This window comes from Halomonas borealis, from assembly GCF_004798905.1.
Classification (GTDB): domain Bacteria; phylum Pseudomonadota; class Gammaproteobacteria; order Pseudomonadales; family Halomonadaceae; genus Halomonas; species Halomonas borealis.
Window position 1 is genome coordinate 1 of sequence record NZ_SDMO01000005.1, and the last position, 17082, is coordinate 17082.

Here is a 17082-nt window from a genome sequence, read left to right on the forward strand (position 1 = left end):
GCGTCCCATAGGGGGTTTGAACCCCTGTTACCGCCGTGAAAGGGCGGTGTCCTGGACCACTAGACGAATGGGACGCAGTGTCTCGCCTCGTCGAGATGGCGCGTATAGTACTGACACACGGGGAAAGTGTCAAGCACGGGCTTGCCCCGCCGATTCAGCGTTAACGCCCGGACTGGAAAGAATCCCGCCTATTGATGTCACAATGACGGGCACGCACCCCGCGATGCAACCAAGGAGTGAAGGCCATGCGCAAGAAGGTAGAGAAGAGCGAGGCCGAGTGGCGTGAACAGCTCTCCCCCGAGCAGTACCACGTGACTCGCGAGAAAGGCACCGAACGCCCCTTCTCCGGCGACCACCAGGTCACCGACGAGCACGGCATCTATCACTGCTCGTGCTGCCACGCCCCGCTGTTCGAGAACGAGCACAAGTTCGACGCCGGCTGCGGCTGGCCGAGCTTCGACCGCCCCCTGAGCACCGGCTGCGTGGAACAGCAGTCGGACTCCAGCCATGGCATGCAGCGCGTCGAGGTCCTCTGCGCCCGCTGCGACGCCCACCTCGGCCACGTCTTCCCCGACGGCCCTCAGGACACCACCGGTCAGCGTTTCTGCATCAACTCGGTCTCGCTCGACTTTCACCCCGGCGAATAGCCCGCCCCTGCCCTGTCACGGCCGGCCATCTGCTATGATGGCCGGCCGTTTCATTCAGTAGCAGGAGAGGAGTGATGCTCGGCTGGTTCCCGGGACACATGAACAAGGCACGCCGACAGATCCTCGAGGCGTTGCCGGAGATCGACGTGGTGGTCGAGGTGCTCGACGCCCGCCTGCCCTACTCCAGCGCCAACCCCATGCTGGCGGAACTCACTCGCCACAAGCCGGTACTCAAGATCCTCTCGCGCGCCGACCTGGCCGACCCGGCCCGAACCCGGGAGTGGGCGGCCCATTTCGATGCCCAACCCGACACCCGGGCGCTGGCGGTGACGACGACCCAGTCGCGCGAGCTCAAGCGCATACCCAAGCTGTGCCACGAGCTGGCCGGCCAGGTACGCGCCGACCGCGACGTGCGGGTCATGGTCATGGGCATCCCCAATGTCGGCAAGTCGACGCTGATCAATGGCCTGGCCGGGCGCACCATCGCCAAGACCGGCAACGAGCCGGCGGTCACCAAGCGCCAGCAGAAGGTGCGTATTCAAGGCCAGGTGGCACTCACCGACACCCCCGGGGTGCTGTGGCCGAAGATCACAGACCAGGCCTGCGCCTATCGCCTGGCCGCCAGTGGCGCCATCCGCGACACCGCCATCGACTATGTCGACGTGGCCGTGGTAGCCGCCGCCGAGCTGGCCAAGCGCTACCCCGAGGCCCTCTCCACGCGCTACAAGCTGAAGGCGTTGCCCCCCTATGAGGGCCACCCCGACGCCGACCAGGTCGATGCCGACGGCGACGCCCAGCTCGACCTGCTGGCCGAGGCCGGCTTCGATGGCTACGCCCTGCTGTCCACCATCGCCAGCAAGCGCGGCGGCCTGCGCCCGGGAGGCGAGGTCGACCTGCACCGCGGCGCCGAGGTGCTGCTGCATGAGCTGCGCGACGGCAAGCTCGGGCGCGTGACCCTCGAGACCCCCGACGACATCCCGGCGGCACTGCCCGACGATGCCCCCGCCCAGGCCGACGACGAAGCGGCCCTGTGATCCCATCGATCGACCCGAGACAATAACCCCGCCGCCCAGCGGCCCTGGACACCACTGGACTCGCCCCCATGGATACTGCCCCGCTCAGGAAATCGCACAAACTCGACCACGTCTGCTATGACATCCGCGGCCCGGTGCTCGACCACGCCAAGCGCCTGGAAGAGGAAGGTCAGCGCATCCTCAAGCTGAACATCGGCAACCCCGCGCCGTTCGGCTTCGAGGCCCCGGAGGAGATCCTCCAGGACGTGATGCGCAACCTGTCCACCGCCCAGGGCTACTGCGATTCCAAGGGGCTCTACTCGGCGCGCAAGGCGGTCATGCAGGAGTGCCAGCGCAAGGCCATTCCCGGCGTCGGCATCGAGGACGTGTTCATCGGCAACGGCGTCTCCGAGCTGATCACCCTGTCGCTGCAGGCGTTGCTCAACGACGGTGACGAGGTGCTGATCCCGGCCCCCGACTACCCGTTGTGGACCGCCGCGACCCACCTCTCCGGCGGGCGCGCCGTGCACTACCTGTGCGACGAGCAGGCCGACTGGGCGCCGGACATGGATGACATCCGCGCCAAGGTCACGGGCCACACCCGCGCCATCGTCATCATCAACCCCAACAACCCCACCGGCGCCGTCTATCCGCCGGAGGTGGTGCGCGAGCTGCTGGCGATCGCCCACGAGCACGACCTGGTGGTGTTCTCCGACGAGATCTACGACAAGATCCTCTACGACGGCACCGAGCACGTGGCCACCGGCTCGCTGGCCGGCGACGACCAGCTGGTGGTGACCATGAACGGGCTCTCCAAGAGCTATCGCTGCGCCGGCTTCCGTAGCGGTTGGATGACGCTATCGGGCAGCATCGCCAAGCAGCGCGCCCAGGACTACCTTCAGGGCCTCAACATGCTGGCCTCGATGCGCCTGTGCGCCAACGTGCCGGCCCAGCATGCCATCCAGACCGCACTCGGCGGCTACCAGTCGATCAACGACCTGGTGCTGCCCGAGGGCCGCCTGCTGGCCCAGCGCGACATCACCTTCGAGAAGCTCAACGCCATCCCCGGCGTCTCGTGCACCCGCGCCAAGGGCGCGCTCTATGCCTTCCCGCGCCTCGACCCCAAGGTCTTCAACATCCAGGACGACCAGCGGCTGGTGCTCGACCTGCTGCTGCAGGAGAAGATCCTGCTGGTGCAGGGCAGCGCCTTCAACTGGCCGGAACCGGACCACGTGCGCATCGTCACCCTGCCCTGGGCCGAACAGCTCGACGACGCCCTGGATCGCTTCGCGCGCTTCCTGTCGCGCTATCGCCAATAGCCAATCGATGGCCGAGGCTTGAAACCCTCGGCCAAACCCCGTATCTAAGCAGATGCTTCTACTCGCCGCGCCCGCCCGGGCGCGGCGCCCGCAAGACAACCCTCACGGGAGAGTTCCGGCAATGATGAGAATCCTGCTGTTCCTGGGCACCAACCTGGCGGTGATCCTGGTGGCCAGCATCACGCTGCGCCTGTTCGGCGTAGCCCCCTACCTCGACGCCCAGGGCATCAACTTCAACGCGCTGCTGATCTTCTGCTTCGTATTCGGCATGGCCGGCTCCCTGGTGTCGCTGTTCATTTCCAAGTGGATGGCCAAGCGCACCACCGGCACGGTGATCATCGAGCAACCGTCCAACAGCACCGAACAATGGCTGCTCGACACCGTCGGCGAACTGGCCCGCGAAGCCGGCATCAAGACGCCGGAGGTGGGCATCTTCCCCGCCCAGCAGTCCAACGCCTTCGCCACCGGCTGGAACAAGGATGACGCCCTGGTGGCGGTGTCCGCCGGCCTGCTCAACCGCATGCGCCCCGAGGAAGTCCGTGCGGTGCTGGCCCACGAGATCGGCCACGTGGCCAACGGCGACATGGTCACCCTGGCGCTGATCCAGGGCGTGCTCAACACCTTCGTGATGTTCTTCGCCCGCGTGGTGGCCCAGCTGGTCGACAGCTTCCTGCGCCGCGATGACGACCAGGGCCTGGGCTTCTTCGGTTACTTCGCGGTGGTGATCGTCGCCGAGATCGTGTTCGGGCTGATCGCCTCGGCCGTGGTCGCCTGGTTCTCGCGCTTCCGCGAGTACCGCGCCGACGCCGCGGGTGCCCGGCTGGCCGGCAGCGGCGCCATGATCAATGCCCTCGGCCGCCTCAAGGCCGAGACCCAGATGGCCGATCAGATGCCGGACACCCTGACCGCCTTCGCCATCACCACCGGCCAGACCCGCAAGCTGATGGAGCGTCTGTTCGCCAGTCACCCGCCCCTGGATGACCGGATTCGTGCCCTCAAGGAAGCGGCCTACCGCGAGTAACTGCTCGGCGGCGTTCCACGCCACACGCGTCGCATGACACACAGAAGGCCCGCCAATGGCGGGCCTTCTGTCGTCGGCGGCATGCCTATCGTTCAGGGCGCGCGCGTCACCCGAAAGCCCGCGCCCTCGAGCAATGCGGCCAGGGCCTCGGCCGCCGGCCGTAGCTCGACGGAAGGCGTCGCGAACTCCCGGCGCAACGGATAGCGCGCCCGGCAGTCGTCGAAGCCGACCGCCAGGCCCTGGCGGCGGCTCTCGCGCTGCAGGGCATCGTGGTCGCGGCGCACGTCATAGACCGCGCGCATGCACAGCCTGAGCGCCTCCTCCGGCGACAGCCCACCATCGAGCGTCAGGGCGGCCAGCGGCGGTGCCGGCGACAGCGCCGCCAGGCTCAGCCGCGCCGGCAGCCCGAAGCGATGAGCCAGCGCCTGGTAGATCGCGTGGGTGCCTCGCAGCTTGCCGTCGCGGCTGTGGCCGGCGATATGCGGCGTGGCGATCGCCGCCAGGTCGCACAGCGCGGCGTCGATGCCGGGCTCCCCTTCCCAGACGTCGAGCACCGCCGTGATATCGCCCTGCCCGGCGAGCCGAGCCCGCAGCGCCTGGCCATCGAGGCAATCGCCGCGCCCGGCGTTCAATACGATGCTGCCCGGCGCCAGCTCGGTGATGCGCCGGGCATCGAGCAGATGCCGGGTGGCGTGGCGGCCGTCGTGCACCAGTGGCGTATGCAGGCAGAGCACATCGCAGGCGTCGATCAGCGTATCCAGGTCATGCCAGCCGCTCTGCCCTTCCGCCTCGGCACGCGGCGGATCGCAGGCCAGGCAGGCGATGCCCATGGCCTCGAGGCGGGCGCGCAATCGCCCCCCGACGTTGCCCACTCCGACGATGCCGATCGTGCGTTCGGTAAGCGAGAAGCCCTGACGCTCGGCTAGCGTGGCGAGGCTCGCCAGCACGTAGTCGACCACCGCCTCGGCATTGCAGCCCGGGGCGCTGGCGAAGCCGATATCGCGTGCGGCCAGCGCCGCCTGGTCGACGTGATCGGTGCCGATGGTACAGGTACCGATGAAGCGCAGCCGGGATCCTGCCACCAGGGCGTCATCGACGCGGGTGATCGAGCGCACCACCAGCGCATCGGCATCGCGGACCGTGGCCGCATCGATCTCGCGGCCCGGCACCCGAACCACCTCGCCAAGCGACCCGAAGCAGGCCTCGGCGGCCGGCACGTTGGCGTCGACGACGATTCTCATGGGGCTTCCCCTTCGCTTGACTTGTCCATGGGACACAAGGCCTTACAATAACGTCCATGTTACATGAGCGGCGCCTGTCGCGCCGCCGCCGACCTCGGGAGTCGCCGTGATCATCCGCTGGGAAACCGACCATGACTATGTGCTGGTGCATGTCCACCAGGACATGTTCGGCGACTGGATCTTCAGCCGCGCCTGGGGCCAGATCGGCACCCAGTTCGGCGGGCTCAAGCATCGGCTCGCCGACGATCACGGCCAGGCCATGATGTGGCTCGAGGATGAGGCCACCATCCAGACCTCGCGCGGTTTCCACAAGGTGCTGGAGGCCGACGACCACACCCCCGAAGGGCGTGACGCCGTGCATCAGCTGTCGCTGCTCGACCCGCTATAGGCTCGCCGGAAAAGGTCTGCGCTCGACGCTTCTCCCATCGAGCCTGTTGGCTCAAAGCAAGTAACGCCGGCCCCGACGCCTGATCACACCGCCGGAACGCGGCGCCTCGTCGTCACCCGGCTCCGCCTGCCAGGCCGCCTCGTCCAGCCAGCCCCGCGCCGCCAGCCAGTCGGCCAGCCGTGACGGCGCCACGCCCCCTTCCAGCGCCTCACCCGACGCCTCGTCCAGCAGCACCGGGATACGCTCGCCGAAGCGTGCCAGCAGGGCCTCGTCATCGGCGATCTCGACCCGCGCCAGGCGATACTCGACACCGGCCAAACGCGCAAGCCAGGCCTCCAGCGTCTCGCAGAGATGACAGCCCTGCGTGGTGTAGAGCGTCAGGCGAATCATGCCTCGGCGGCGCCTTCCTGGTGGCGAATCAGGAAGACATGGTGCAGGTCCGGGCGTCGCTGGAAATCAGGGTCGAAGGTCTTCGCCGAGATGTCCTCCACCGCGAAGGCCTCGGCCAGCTCGGCGTCGAGCTTGAAACGCCGCTGGTTGTTGGAGAACACCAGCGTGCCACCGGGCGCCAGGCGTGCCATGGCCAGGCGCACCAGCCGACCGTGATCGCGCTGCACGTCCAAGGTGTCGTCCATCTTCTTGGAGTTCGAAAACGTCGGCGGGTCCATGAAGATCAGGTCGAACTGGACGCCGGCGGTCTCCAGCCACTGGAAGCAATCGTCGCGCACCACCCGGTGACGCGAGGGGTCGAGCCGGTTCAGGGCGAAGTTGTCGCGGGTCCAGTCCAGGTAGGTATTGGACAGGTCCACGCTGACGCTGTCCGACGCCCCGCCGAGCGCCGCGTGCACCGTGGCCGTGCCGGTATAGCAGAACAGGTTCAGGAAGCGCTTGCCCGCCGCCATCTCGCCCAGCATCCGCCGCACCGGCCGGTGATCGAGGAACAACCCGGTATCCAGGTAGTCACGCAGGTTCACCCACAGCCTGGCGTCTCCCTCACGGACCTCGAAACGCTCGCCGCTGGCCGCCTGCTTCTGGTACTGGGCACGCCCGCTCTGGCGCTCGCGGCGTTTGACCACCACCCGGCCGGCGTCGACGTCCAGTGCCTCCGGGATCACGCCCAGCGCCTCGTACAGCCGCTTCTGCGCCTGACCGGCATCGATCGACTTCGGCGGCGCGTATTCCTGCACATGCACATGCTCGCCGTAGATGTCGATGGCCAGGGCGTACTCCGGCATGTCGGCATCGTATAGCCGGTAGCACGGCTCGCCGGAGCGCTTGAGCCACTTGTTGAGTCGCTTGCGGTTCTTGGCCAGGCGATTGGCAAACATCTGCGCGCCTTCGGAGCGCGGCGGCGGGGCCGGCGTGGCGGGCGCCTCCCCGCTCGGCGCGGCCTCCGGCACCGCCATCAGCAGCAGCTTGGCGTCGAGCGGTCCGTTCTTCAGCGAGTACTGCTTGTGGGCGCGCAATCCGGTGCGATGGCCAAGGTCGGGGTTGGCGGTGAACAGCCCCATACGCCAGCCCGGGAAGGCCTGGCGGGCCCGCTCCCCCAGGTCGGCGTAGAGCCCCACCAGCTCGGGCAGCTCACCGAGGCGCTCGCCGTAGGGCGGGTTGGTGATCACCAGGCCCTGGGCATCGTCTGACAATTCTTCGGGACGCGCCAGTTCGGTGAGGCTCGACCCCTGCAGGGTGATCAGCGCCGGGATGCCGGCGCGCATGGCATTGGCCTTGGCCGACGACAGCGCCGGCGGGCTCTGGTCGAAGCCGTAGAGCCGGCAACGGCAGCGCTTGCGGCCGATGCTCGCCCGCGCCTCGGCCTCACGCTTGAGCTCACGCCAACAGGCCGCGTCGTGGCCACCCCAGCCCTCGAAGCCGAAGCGCTCGCGATGCAGGTTGGGGGCCATGTCGGCGGCCATCATCGCCGCCTCGATCAGCAGCGTGCCGGCGCCACACAACGGGTCGACCAGCGGCGCGCCCTCGCGGGCGAGCTCGGGCCAGCCGGCGCGCACCAGCAACGCCGCGGCCAGGTTTTCCTTGAGCGGCGCATGGCCGACGTCACGGCGATAACCGCGGCGGTGCAGGCTGTCGCCGGCGAAGTCGATGCCCAGCGTCAGACGGTTGCGATGCAGGTGGGCATAGAGGCGCAGGTCCGGCTGGCGAGTATCGACGCTCGGGCGTGGCTGGCCATCGGCCTGCAGGCGGTCCACCACGCCATCCTTGACGGTCTGTGCGCCGAAACGCGTATGGCGAATCTCGCTGGAGTGGCCATGGAAGTCGACCGCCAGGGTCGCCCCGCTCGGCAGGTGATCGCGCCATGCCACGTTGGCCGTGGCCGCGCGCAACTGCTCGGGGGTCTCGATGCCCTCCTCGCGCACCAGGCACAGCACCACCCGGTTGGCCAGCCGCGACCACAGACAGGCCCGATAGGCCGTCGCCAGGTCGGCCTGGAAATGCACTCCCGCCAGGGTCGTCTTGCCCGGCGTGGCGCCGAGTGCCGCCAACTCCTCGGCCAGCAACAGTTCGAGGCCCTTGGGGCAAGTAGCGAGAAAGGCCAGGGGGTCGGAAGCTCGTCGTTCGGTCATGAGAAATCCATCGGGTGGCATCAGGCTCGCCACGCCAGCGTGACGCCTGAATGTACGCTTTGTTACAAATCACCTGTCGACGGCATCGGCCAGGTTGCGCTATGAATAAAGTGGTAGCTACCAGACAACGCATGTGTGCCTGTCATGAGGGCAAGACCCTGTTGGCGCGGCTCGATTCCGCGCCGTTTCGACGCCCTCGTATAACGGCTGCGACGCCCTTTCAGCGTCGTATGCCTTCGGTGCCTTTAGCAAGAGGTAATCCAATGAAACGACAGAAACGTGATCGCTTCCAGCGTGCCTATGTCCATGGGTACAAGGCGGGTGTCTCAGGTCGTTCCCGCGATGACTGTCCGAATCAAGAGGTCAATCTACGCGAATACTGGATGAGCGGTTGGCGTGAAGGTCGTGGAGATCAGTGGTCCGGCATGACGGGCATCTCCGGTATTCACAAGAACCCCATGGTGATCTGACTCGATCGAGAGATCGTCGATCCCCTCTACGACACTTCCCAAAGACGCACCAAGCTCAAGCCCGCGCCCTGCGCGGGCTCTTTGTGGGTACTCACGTTGAGAACCGCCACGCGTCAGTGCCCCGGCTCCCGCAGCGCCCGAGCGCATTCCCCGACCAGCGCCGGCCCCCGATAGATGAAACCGGAATACAGCTGGACCAGATCCGCCCCGGCCTGCCCCTTGGCCACCGCGGCCTCGCCGCTGTCGATGCCGCCCACACCGATGATCGGCAGCTCGGGAAGATGGCGGCGCAGCTCGCGAATCACGGCATTGGAGGCCTCGTACACCGGCCGGCCCGACAGCCCTCCCGACTCATCACCATGCGCCAACCCGGCCACCGCCTCGCGCGCCACCGTGGTATTGGTGGCGATCACCGCGTCGATACGATTGGCCTCGAGGCTACGCGCCACCAGGGCGACCTCCTCGGCGTCCATGTCCGGGGCGATCTTCACCGCCAGAGGCACCCGACGCCCGCTGTCACGATCGAGCCGATCGGCCGCCTCACGCAACGTGCCGAGCAGCTCGTCCAGGTGATCGCCGAACTGCAGGTCACGCAGCCCGGGCGTGTTCGGCGAGGAAATGTTCACCGCGACGTAGTGGGCATGGGCATGCACCTTGTGCAGGCAGTGGAGGTAGTCGTCCACGGCCTGCTCGACCGGCGTGGTCAGGTTCTTGCCGATGTTGATGCCGATCACGCCGTCATAGCGGCTGGCGCGGACGTTGGCGACCAGATGGTCCACGCCAGCGTTGTTGAACCCCATGCGATTGATGATGGCGCCGGCCTCGGGCAGCCGAAACAGCCGCGGCCGGGGATTGCCGTCCTGGGGCCTCGGCGTCACGGTACCGACCTCGACGAAGCCGAAGCCGAGCGCCCCCAGCGCCTCCAGGTGATCGGCGTTCTTGTCGAGCCCGGCGGCCAGTCCCACGCGATTGGGGAAACGCAGCCCCATCAGCTCCAGCGGGGCCTCGACGCGCTCTCCCAGGGCTCGCGCCAGGCCGAAGCGATCGGCCAGATCCAGCCCCGACAGGGTCAGGCCGTGGGCCTTCTCGGCATCGAGGCGGAACAGCAACGAACGAGCGAGGGAGTACATGGCGGCTCCTGAGGCGACGGCGGAAAATCGGGCGCGAGTATAGCGCAGCCGCTTCGCCACGACGAACACCAATGCCAACGACCGCTGGACACTTCTTGTATGCTCTACTGAGCGGACATCGGAATGTCCGACACCACAAGGATCGCGGGCGACCGCCGCCCCGCCAGGGAGACGCCATGACCGACACGACCGAGACGCTGGAACACCGCCTGTCACACATTCACCAGGCACTGGAGCAGGAACACCTGGAGCGGGTCGACGATGTGATCGCCGACCTGGAGCCCGCCGAGGTGGCCCTGCTGCTGGAATCGCTGCCGCTCGACGCGCGTATCCGCTTGTGGGAGCGCGTGCCACGCGAGGTCGACGGCGAGGTGCTGCTGCATGTCCATGACGAGGCGCGTAGCACCCTCATCGACGACATGGACCACGCCGAGATCGTCGCCGCCACCGCCGGACTCGACACCGCCGACCTGGCGGAGCTGTTCGAGGACCTGCCGAAGCAGGTTGCCGAGGACATGCTGCACTCGATGGACGCGCTGCAGCGCACACGCCTGCAGGAGACCCTGGCCTTCGAGGAAGACTCCGCCGGCCGGTTGATGCGCACCGACACCATCGCGGTACGCGCCGACGTGAGCCTAGAGACGGTGCAACGCTTCCTGCGCTGGAAGCAGGACATCCCCGACAATACCGATAGCCTGATGGTCGTGGATCGCGACGGCCTGTTCATGGGTACCCTGCCGCTGGCGCGGCTGGTGGCAAGCCATCAGGAGCAGGCCGTGGCCGACCTGATGGACAGTGACGTGGACAGCATTCAGGGGGCCATGAAGTCCCACGACGTCGCCACCCTCTTCCAGACCCACGACCTGGTCTCGGCGCCGGTGGTCGATGCCCATGGCATGCTGCTCGGTCGCATCGTGATCGACGACATCGTCGATGTGATCCGCGAGCAATCCGAGCAGGCACTGATGAACATGGCCGGCCTCGACGAGGAAGAGGACCTGTTCGCCCCGGTACTGCCCAGCGCCAAGCGCCGCGCCGTATGGCTCGGCATCAACCTGCTGACCGCCTTCCTGGCCGCCTGGGTGATCGGCCGCTTCGAGGCCGCACTGGACCAGCTGGTGGCGCTGGCCGTGCTGATGCCGATCGTCGCCAGCATGGGAGGCATCGCCGGCAGCCAGACCCTGACCCTGGCGATTCGCGGCCTGGCACTGGGCCAGATCAGTCGTACCAACAGCAACTGGCTGCTGCGCAAGGAGGTCGGCATCTCGGTGCTCAACGGCCTGTTGTGGGCGCTGGTGGTGGCGGCGCTGGCGGTCGCCTGGTTCGGTAGCATCGGCATCGGCGTGATCATCGCCGCCGCGCTGGTGATCAACATGCTCGCCGCCGGCGTGGCCGGCATCGTCATCCCGCTGATGCTCAAGCGCTTCGGCATCGACCCTGCGCTGTCCGGCTCGGTGGTACTGACCACGGTCACCGACGTGGTGGGCTTCATGTCCTTCCTCGGGCTGGCCACGATATTCCTGCTATAGCGCCATCGCATGGAGCGGCCGGCCAGTGGGCCGGCCGCCCTTTACGAGGCGCCTCCCCTCCTGTCTGCGATGAGCAACACTCGGCGTCGCCCGAACACCACTCTATGCGCCGCCCGATCACACTATTAGCATGAAAAACAAGGCGTGCCACCGAGCGAGGCGGCTCTCATCGCTAGGAGCCTCCAGCACATGCTCGCGGCACGATCATCACGGCAGGAAAGGAGATCTCACATGCTGACCAAGAACCGTTCGATGCTGCTAGTCGTCGGCGCCATCGCCACCCTCGGGCTCACCGGCTGCGCCAGCGACAGCGCCTCCATGGAGCAGCACAGCACGGACTATGTGGTCACCGGCCTCGGAGACGACCGCCAGGAAGCCCTGGACGAAGCCAAGGAGCGTGCCCTGGAGCAGTGCGAGGCCCGCGAGCGGGACGAGTTCGTGATCCAGCAACAGCAGGTCCTGGGCCCCGACACCAGCGCCGAGAAACGCGAACAGGCCACGGCCATGGTCGAGGGCGGAACCGTCAACGAGGACACCAACCTGGCCGCCTTGAATGAAGACGGCGAAGGCTACAAGGCCGTCTGGAGCATCAGCTGCCGCTGATCGCCGGCCTGTGACCGCGCATGAAAAGGGCGCCCCGAGGGGCGCCCTTCTTGTGTCGTGGCTCTGCCGCAGGCAGCACGAAAGCCTTAGCCCTCGCTACTGCTCTCCGCCAGATCCACCAGCTCGCGAACGGCCACGGCGAACAGCGGGAAGCCTCCCTGGCTGCCGCTGCCGACCTCTTCGAGCAGGCGACCCCAGCGCTGATGCATGCTCTCGTGGAGCGACAGCCAGCGCTCGACGCGTTCGGTGCTGTCGCGCGGCCCGCCTTCCATACGCAACACGCTGGTGGTCAACGCCAGCTGCTGACGCTCGATATCGTCGCGGAACGTCTCGCGCGCCTTGACCTGCCAGCCGTCACGCACCTCGAGCCGGGTGACCTGCTGCAGCAGCCAGGGCAGCTCCAGGCGAGCGCCGATCTCGTAGAAGACCTCGCCGACGCGCTGCGGCTTATCGTCGTTCTGGCGCGCCGCATGAATGATCCCCAGCGCCGCGTAGAGGCTGTTGGCCGCGGCCACCGTGTTGGCCATGGCGTCGGGCACGCCGGCCTCGAGCAGCTCCTGACGACGCGTCTCCCACTGGACCTTCTCTTCGCCGCGCAGGCGCTTGCCGATGCCTTCCTGCAGCTGAGCCAGGCGCGGGGCGAAGTAGTCGATCGCATCGCGGGTCGACATGCTGGTGCGATGGCGCAGGAACCAGCGCGTCGCGCGGCGCAGCATGCGCATCAGGTCGAGCATCATCGCGTACTGGACATCGCTCGCCACCTTGTTGTCCAGCGCCTCGACCTGTTCCCAAAGCTTGGGCAGCTGGAAGCTGTCGCGGGCGATCACATAGGCCCGGGCGATCTCGGCACGGCCGGCGCCGGTGGAGTCCATCAGCCGACGCATGAAGACCACGCCCATGTGATCGATGATGTCGTTGGCCAGCTGGGTGGCGACGATCTCGCGCTTGAGGCGGTGATCGTACATGTCATCGCGGTAACGCTCGGCCAGCATCGACGGGAAGACGCGCTCGACGAAGCGAATGATGGTCGGGTCGTCGGGCACGTCGGAGGCGATCAGGTCGCCCTTGAGCACGCTCTTGGCATACGAGATCAGCACCGACAGCTCGGGCAGGGTAAGCCCCTGCTCCTGCTGGGCACGCTCCTGGAGCTCCTCGTCGCTGGGCAGGAACTCCAGCTCGCGATCGATCTGACCGGCGGCCTCCAGCTCGCTGATGAAGCGCCGGAAGGGGCCGATGCCCTCGCGGGTCATGCGCTCGGCCAGGTCGAGGGCCTGGGTCTGGCGATAGTTGTCAAGCAGCACCAGCTCGCTGACCTCGTCGGTCATGTCGGCGAGCAGCTGGTTGCGCTGCTTCTCGGTCATGTCGCCGCGAGACACCACCTCGTCGATGAGGATCTTGATGTTGACCTCATGGTCCGAGCAGTTGACGCCGCCGGCGTTGTCGATGAAGTCGGTGTTGACCCGCACGCCCTTGGCCGCGGCTTCCATACGCCCAAGCTGGGTGAGGCCGAGGTTGCCGCCCTCGCCGACCACCCGGCAGTGAAGGTCGCGGCCGTCGATGCGCAGGGTATCGTTGGCCTTGTCGCCGACCTGGGCGTCGCTCTCCGTGCTGCCCTTGACGTAGGTGCCGATGCCGCCGTTCCAGATCAGATCGACACTCGACACGAGCATGGCGCGAATCAGCTCATTGGGCGAGAGCTTGTCTTCACGGATGCCGAAGGCACGTTTCATCTGCGGCGTGATGGCGATGGACTTGGCGCTGCGCTTGAACACGCCGCCGCCCTCGGAGATCAACGCCGTGTCGTAGTCTTCCCAGCTCGACCGCGGCTGATCGAACAGGCGCTGGCGTTCGGCGAAGCCCGCCGCGGCATCCGGCTCGGGATCGACGAAGATATGCAGGTGGTTGAAGGCGCCCATCAGGCGAATCTTGTCGGACAGCAGCATGCCGTTGCCGAAGACGTCGCCGGCCATGTCACCGACGCCCACCACGCTGAACTCGTCCTCCTGGGTGTTGATGCCCAGGCCACGGAAGTGGCGCTTGACCGATTCCCAGGCGCCCTTGGCGGTGATGGCCATCTTCTTGTGGTCATAACCGTTGGCACCGCCGGAGGCGAAGGCGTCGCCCAGCCAGTGGCCATACTCGGTGGAGATCTCGTTGGCGATGTCGGAGAAGGTCGCCGTGCCCTTGTCCGCGGCGACCACCATGTAGGCATCGTCGTCATCGTGGCGCACCACGTTGTGCGGCGGAACCACCTCGCTGGCCACCAGGTTATCGGTGACATCGAGCAGCGCACGGATGAAGATCTGATAGCAGGCGATGCCTTCCTTCTGCACGGCCTCGCGATCCGCGCCTTCCGGCATGCGCTTGCAGACGAAGCCGCCCTTGGCGCCGACCGGCACGATCACCGCGTTCTTGACCTGCTGCGCCTTGACCAGACCCAGCACCTCGGTGCGGAAATCTTCCCGCCGGTCGGACCAGCGCAGCCCGCCGCGTGCCACCTTGCCCCCGCGCAGGTGCACGCCTTCGACCCGCGGCGAGCAGACGAAGATTTCGAACGCCGGGCGCGGCTTGGGCATGCCGGTGACCCGCGTCGGCTCCAGCTTGAGGGCGATGTAGTCCTTGAAGCCCCCGTCGTCTTTACGCTGGTAATAGTTGGTACGCAGGGTCGCCTGGATCAGCTCCAGGTAACGACGCAACAGGCGGTCGTCGTTGAGGCTCGGCACCTCGTCGAGCAGCGCCAGGATGCGCGCCTCGCAGTCGGCGATGTCGTCGTCCGCGGGGCGATCGGCGGGATCGAAGCGCAGCTCGAACAGGCTCACCAGCTCACGGGTGATCTCGGGATGGTTCACCAGGGTGGTGGCGATGTAGTTCTGCGACATGCCGAAGCGGATCTGCTTCAGGTAGCGCGCATAGGCGCGCAGCATCGCCACTTCCCGCCAGTCCAGGTTGGCGCCGATGATCAGCCGGTTGAAGGGATCGTTGTCGGCCTCGCCGCTCCAGATGCGTTGGAAGGCCTCGATGAAGGGCTCGCGCATCTCCTGAAGATTCACCTCGGCACTGGTGTGGTGCTCCAGGGTGAAGTCGTGGATCCAGTAGTCGCGATCGGCGGCACTGACCTCGTAGGGTCGCTCGCCGAGCACCCGCAGGCCGAGGTTCTCCATCATCGGCAGCACATCGGACAGCGGGATCGAGGCATCGGGATGGAACAGCTTGAGATTGACGCCGCTACCTTCCTCCTCGATCAGGCGGTACAACGACAGCGCCAGGGGCGCGCCGTCATCGAGCTCGCCGAGATGCTGCAGGTCATAGACCGCGGTGCGAGCGCTGAAGTCGTCGCGATAGCTGGCCGGGAAGGCGTTGCGGAAGCGCCCCAGCATCAGGTTGGCCTGTTCCTCGCCGAAGCCCTCGATGGCGGCGCTGAGCAGGTCATCGCGCCAGTTGCGAGCCAGCTTGACCAGCTTGTCCTCGACGCGCTTGATGTCGTAGTCCGTCGGCGCATCGCCGTTGAAACGCAGGATGAACTGGATGCGTGCCAACACCGACTCGGAGAGATAGGTGTTGAAGTCACCGAAGGTGGCATCGAGCTCCTCGCACAGCAGCTCCTGCAGGCGTACACGCAGCTCGGTGGAGAACACGTCGCGCGGCACGAACACCAGGCAGGAGAAGAACTTGCCGAAGCGGTCCTCGCGAATGAACAACCGCACCCGGCGGCGTTCGCGGATATCCAGGATACCCAGCGCCGTCTGCGCCAGCTCGTCGACATCGATCTGGAACAGGTCGTCGCGGGGATAGACCTCGAGGATCTGCAGCAGCTGCTTGCCGTTGTGGGCCTTGGGGTTGAAGCCGGAGATATCCATCACCGAGCTCAACTTGCGCCGCAGGATCGGCACATGGCGCGGCGAATCGTTGTAGACGGTGGCGGTAAACAGCCCCAGGAAGCGCCGCTCGCCGATGAGGTTGCCCTGCTCGTCGTAGCGATCGATCGAGATGTAGTCCGGGTAGGTCGGCCGATGGATCCGCGCGTGATGGGCGCTCTTGGCGAACGACAGCAGCTCGGGCACCAGTACCAGGCGATCGCCCTCGACACCCAGCTCGGTGCGGATGCGCTCGCGATAACGCGGCTGGTCGAGGCGGAACACGCCCAGCTCGCTGCCTTCGACCTTGTCCAGCCGCTGACGGCCACCGTCTTCCAGGACCTCGTACTCGTCGTAGCCGAAGAAGGTGAAGTTGTCCTCGAGCAACCACTCGAGGAAGGCGATCGCTTCACGGTGATCCTCGGGATCGATCTGTTCGGGGCAACCGGCTTGAAGCTCGGCGATGGAGGCCCGCACCTGCTCGCGCATGGGATCGAAATCGGCGACCGAGGTACGCACGTCATTCAGCACTTCCTGCAGGCTGGTCTCGATCTCCTCCAGCTCGGCGAGGTTGGAGTGGCGATCCACCTCGATGGCGATCAGCGATTCGCGAGCCTGCGGGGCATCCGCATCGACGGGGTCGGCTACCCGGCACAGGCGCTGCTCGGCGTCGCGCTCCACCGCCAGCACGGCGTTATGGATGGCATGCACGGTCATGCCGCGCCGGTTGAGTTCCACGCGCACCGAGTCGACGAGAAACGGCATGTCCTCGTGGAGCACGGCGATGAAGGTATGGGTGGACTGCCAGCCATGCTCCTCGAAGTCCGGGTTCAAGACCCGCACCTTGGGATCGGCGGCATCGAACTGCTGGATGAAGTGCCACACCGAAAGGGTCGCGCCATACAGATCGTCCAGGCGACGTCCCAAGAGGTCCTCCAGGGGAACCGCGGCGTAGAAGTGCCGGGCGAAGGCCTCGACCGAGGTAGCCTTGTCCTTTCCTAGACGGTTCTGCAGCCGTTCCTCGAGCTGCTTGAGGAGATCCTGACGGCCCTCCTCCTGTGCGACTTGTAGCATCCATCACCTCGACTGCCTGCGGCCGCCTCATGCGGCCGAATCATGGGACCTGAGCGCCGACCCCTGACGCACCGGGAGGCCCACCCTTCCGGAGTGGACCTCCCGGCCTTCATCAAAGGCCGCATCACCAACAGCTTACGCTTCTAACGTCGGTCAACCCAGCCACATGCCGGTTCTCTCATGACCATGTCGGTTGCGCATCGGCCTTGACAAA

At 66.7% G+C, this 17082-nt stretch carries 13 protein-coding genes and 1 tRNA gene; 8 read left to right on the forward strand and 6 right to left on the reverse strand.

Features of this window, described 5'->3' with window-relative positions:
• Position 1 precedes the first annotated feature (1 nt).
• Positions 2 to 74, reverse strand: a tRNA-Glu gene (locus tag ETC07_RS06570).
• A 171-nt stretch (positions 75 to 245) separates the two neighbouring features.
• Here ETC07_RS06570 and msrB point away from each other — a divergent pair.
• The 4 genes from msrB (at position 246) to htpX (ending at position 4000) form a co-directional block, all read left to right on the forward strand.
• On the forward strand, positions 246 to 647 hold the full coding sequence (gene msrB / locus ETC07_RS06575; RefSeq protein WP_136247711.1) for a peptide-methionine (R)-S-oxide reductase MsrB: 402 nt from the start codon (positions 246 to 248) through the stop codon (positions 645 to 647).
• A gap of 74 nt (positions 648 to 721) precedes the next feature.
• The gene (gene ylqF, locus ETC07_RS06580) at positions 722 to 1681 is read left to right on the forward strand and encodes a ribosome biogenesis GTPase YlqF (protein WP_136247712.1); all 960 of its coding nucleotides are present in this window, start codon (positions 722 to 724) and stop codon (positions 1679 to 1681) included.
• A gap of 68 nt (positions 1682 to 1749) precedes the next feature.
• Positions 1750 to 2979 (forward strand): pyridoxal phosphate-dependent aminotransferase, encoded by a 1230-nt coding sequence (locus ETC07_RS06585; RefSeq protein ID WP_136247713.1) that lies wholly within the window; start codon positions 1750 to 1752, stop codon positions 2977 to 2979.
• 121 nt (positions 2980 to 3100) lie between these two features.
• Positions 3101 to 4000, forward strand: a complete 900-nt coding sequence (gene htpX / locus ETC07_RS06590) for a protease HtpX (protein WP_136247714.1) — start codon at positions 3101 to 3103, stop codon at positions 3998 to 4000.
• Between the two features lie 92 nt (positions 4001 to 4092).
• On the opposite strand, the gene pdxB is transcribed toward htpX, so the two are convergent.
• Complete coding sequence (pdxB, locus tag ETC07_RS06595) at positions 4093 to 5241, reverse strand: 4-phosphoerythronate dehydrogenase PdxB (RefSeq protein WP_136247715.1); 1149 nt, start codon at positions 5239 to 5241, stop codon at positions 4093 to 4095.
• 106 nt (positions 5242 to 5347) lie between these two features.
• Here pdxB and ETC07_RS06600 point away from each other — a divergent pair, with 106 nt between their 5' ends.
• A complete protein-coding gene (locus tag ETC07_RS06600; RefSeq protein ID WP_136247716.1) occupies positions 5348 to 5629 on the forward strand; it encodes a hypothetical protein in 282 nt (93 codons plus the stop codon).
• 51 nt (positions 5630 to 5680) lie between these two features.
• Here the strand turns inward: ETC07_RS06600 and ETC07_RS06605 are convergent, their stop codons facing one another.
• Positions 5681 to 6019, reverse strand: coding sequence for a glutaredoxin family protein (locus ETC07_RS06605; protein WP_136247717.1), 339 nt, complete (start codon positions 6017 to 6019; stop codon positions 5681 to 5683).
• Entirely contained in the window at positions 6016 to 8208 is a 2193-nt protein-coding gene (rlmKL, locus tag ETC07_RS06610) for a bifunctional 23S rRNA (guanine(2069)-N(7))-methyltransferase RlmK/23S rRNA (guanine(2445)-N(2))-methyltransferase RlmL (protein ID WP_136247718.1), read from the reverse strand. Before rlmKL ends, ETC07_RS06605 begins: the two co-directional genes overlap by 4 nt.
• Positions 8209 to 8471: 263 nt before the next feature.
• Here rlmKL and rmf point away from each other — a divergent pair, with 263 nt between their 5' ends.
• Positions 8472 to 8678, forward strand: a complete 207-nt coding sequence (gene rmf / locus ETC07_RS06615) for a ribosome modulation factor (RefSeq protein ID WP_136247719.1) — start codon at positions 8472 to 8474, stop codon at positions 8676 to 8678.
• A gap of 113 nt (positions 8679 to 8791) precedes the next feature.
• Here rmf and ETC07_RS06620 read toward each other — a convergent pair whose 3' ends face one another.
• Positions 8792 to 9808 carry a quinone-dependent dihydroorotate dehydrogenase gene (locus tag ETC07_RS06620; protein WP_136247720.1) on the reverse strand — a complete coding sequence of 339 codons (1017 nt, stop codon included), beginning with the start codon at positions 9806 to 9808 and terminating at the stop codon, positions 8792 to 8794.
• 176 nt (positions 9809 to 9984) lie between these two features.
• On the opposite strand from ETC07_RS06620, the gene mgtE reads away from it, so the two are divergent.
• Both mgtE and ETC07_RS06630 read left to right on the forward strand, forming a co-directional pair.
• On the forward strand, positions 9985 to 11337 hold the full coding sequence (gene mgtE / locus ETC07_RS06625; protein ID WP_136247721.1) for a magnesium transporter: 1353 nt from the start codon (positions 9985 to 9987) through the stop codon (positions 11335 to 11337).
• A 231-nt stretch (positions 11338 to 11568) separates the two neighbouring features.
• The gene (locus ETC07_RS06630) at positions 11569 to 11940 is read left to right on the forward strand and encodes a hypothetical protein (RefSeq protein ID WP_136247722.1); all 372 of its coding nucleotides are present in this window, start codon (positions 11569 to 11571) and stop codon (positions 11938 to 11940) included.
• Positions 11941 to 12026: 86 nt separating this feature from the next.
• Here the strand turns inward: ETC07_RS06630 and ETC07_RS06635 are convergent, their stop codons facing one another.
• Complete coding sequence (locus ETC07_RS06635; RefSeq protein WP_136247723.1) at positions 12027 to 16868, reverse strand: NAD-glutamate dehydrogenase; 4842 nt, start codon at positions 16866 to 16868, stop codon at positions 12027 to 12029.
• Between the last annotated feature and the right edge of the window lie 214 nt (positions 16869 to 17082).

Coding starts and splice junctions, on each gene's coding strand:
- pdxB (WP_136247715.1), bottom strand. CDS start 5,241: ATGAGAATCGTCGTCGACGCCAACGTGCCGGCCGCCGAGGCCTGCTTC.
- ETC07_RS06620 (WP_136247720.1), bottom strand. CDS start 9,808: ATGTACTCCCTCGCTCGTTCGTTGCTGTTCCGCCTCGATGCCGAGAAG.
- ETC07_RS06605 (WP_136247717.1), bottom strand. CDS start 6,019: ATGATTCGCCTGACGCTCTACACCACGCAGGGCTGTCATCTCTGCGAG.
- mgtE (WP_136247721.1), top strand. CDS start 9,985: ATGACCGACACGACCGAGACGCTGGAACACCGCCTGTCACACATTCAC.
- rmf (WP_136247719.1), top strand. CDS start 8,472: ATGAAACGACAGAAACGTGATCGCTTCCAGCGTGCCTATGTCCATGGG.
- ETC07_RS06635 (WP_136247723.1), bottom strand. CDS start 16,868: ATGCTACAAGTCGCACAGGAGGAGGGCCGTCAGGATCTCCTCAAGCAG.
- ETC07_RS06585 (WP_136247713.1), top strand. CDS start 1,750: ATGGATACTGCCCCGCTCAGGAAATCGCACAAACTCGACCACGTCTGC.
- msrB (WP_136247711.1), top strand. CDS start 246: ATGCGCAAGAAGGTAGAGAAGAGCGAGGCCGAGTGGCGTGAACAGCTC.
- rlmKL (WP_136247718.1), bottom strand. CDS start 8,208: ATGACCGAACGACGAGCTTCCGACCCCCTGGCCTTTCTCGCTACTTGC.
- htpX (WP_136247714.1), top strand. CDS start 3,101: ATGATGAGAATCCTGCTGTTCCTGGGCACCAACCTGGCGGTGATCCTG.
- ylqF (WP_136247712.1), top strand. CDS start 722: ATGCTCGGCTGGTTCCCGGGACACATGAACAAGGCACGCCGACAGATC.
- ETC07_RS06630 (WP_136247722.1), top strand. CDS start 11,569: ATGCTGACCAAGAACCGTTCGATGCTGCTAGTCGTCGGCGCCATCGCC.